The sequence below is a fragment of the Sphingobacterium paludis genome (assembly GCF_004364125.1).
GTDB lineage: Bacteria > Bacteroidota > Bacteroidia > Sphingobacteriales > Sphingobacteriaceae > Sphingobacterium > Sphingobacterium paludis.
This window is the reverse complement of record NZ_SNZV01000023.1, coordinates 1-1,631: the sequence shown is the minus strand read 5'-3', so window position 1 is coordinate 1,631 and position 1,631 is coordinate 1. Positions and strand designations below refer to the sequence as shown.

General features: G+C 52.4%; 1 rRNA gene. It reads right to left on the bottom strand.

Annotation, left to right across the window (positions count from 1 at the left end):
• Positions 1 to 48: 48 nt before the first annotated feature.
• Positions 49 to 1,576, bottom strand: a 16S ribosomal RNA gene (locus B0I21_RS19955).
• Between the last annotated feature and the right edge of the window lie 55 nt (positions 1,577 to 1,631).

The window sequence follows — 1,631 nt, the reverse complement described above, 5'->3', positions numbered from 1 at the left end:
TTTAATGATCATATGCGGCGCAACGAGTGCCAATAACGGACACTCTAGAAAGGAGGTATTCCAGCCGCACCTTCCGGTACGGCTACCTTGTTACGACTTAGCCCCAATTATCGGTTTTGCCCTAACACGCTCCTTGCGGTTACATGCTTTAGGCACCCCCAACTTTCATGGCTTGACGGGCGGTGTGTACAAGGCCCGGGAACGTATTCACCGCGTCATTGCTGATACGCGATTACTAGCGAATCCAACTTCACGGGGTCGAGTTGCAGACCCCGATCCGAACTGTGAATGGCTTTTAGGGATTCGCACCACATTGCTGTGTAGCTGCCCGTTGTACCATCCATTGTAGCACGTGTGTAGCCCCGGACGTAAGGGCCATGATGACTTGACGTCGTCCCCGCCTTCCTCACTGTTTGCACAGGCAGTCTGTCCAGAGTCCCCATCATGACATGCTGGCAACTGGACATAGGGGTTGCGCTCGTTGCGGGACTTAACCCAACACCTCACGGCACGAGCTGACGACAGCCATGCAGCACCTAGTTTCCTGTCCCAAAGGACGGTGGCGTCTCTGCCACCTTCAGTAACTTTCAAGCCCGGGTAAGGTTCCTCGCGTATCATCGAATTAAACCACATGCTCCTCCGCTTGTGCGGGCCCCCGTCAATTCCTTTGAGTTTCACCCTTGCGGGCGTACTCCCCAGGTGGATGACTTAACGCTTTCGCTTGGACGCTGACTGTGTATCGCCAACATCGAGTCATCATCGTTTAGGGCGTGGACTACCAGGGTATCTAATCCTGTTCGATCCCCACGCTTTCGTGCATCAGCGTCAATCACCGCTTAGATAGCTGCCTTCGCAATCGGAGTTCTGAGACATATCTATGCATTTCACCGCTACTTGTCTCATTCCGCCATCTTCAACGGCATTCAAGCACTTCAGTATCAAGAGCACTGCGACAGTTGAGCTGCCGTCTTTCACTCCTGACTTAAAGTGCCGCCTACGCACCCTTTAAACCCAATAAATCCGGATAACGCTCGGATCCTCCGTATTACCGCGGCTGCTGGCACGGAGTTAGCCGATCCTTATTCTTACGGTACGTTCAGCTCTCTACTCGTAGAGAGGGTTATTCCCGTACAAAAGCAGTTTACAACCCATAGGGCAGTCGTCCTGCACGCGGCATGGCTGGTTCAGGCTTCCGCCCATTGACCAATATTCCTTACTGCTGCCTCCCGTAGGAGTCTGGTCCGTGTCTCAGTACCAGTGTGGGGGATTCTCCTCTCAGAGCCCCTAGACATCGTCGCCTTGGTGGGCCGTTACCCCACCAACTAGCTAATGTCACGCGAGCCCATCCATATCCTATAAATATTTAACAGCTATACCATGCGGTAATACTGTAACATGCGGTGTTAATCCGGATTTCTCCGGGCTATCCCCCTGATATGGGTAGGTTGCTCACGCGTTACGCACCCGTGCGCCACTCTCATGCAGTGTAGCAAGCTACACCGCAATCCCGTTCGACTTGCATGTATTAGGCCTGCCGCTAGCGTTCATCCTGAGCCAGGATCAAACTCTCCATTGTAAAAATGAATTGTTCGACTCCCGACTATTTATCAATAAATAATCAGAATCGTTTT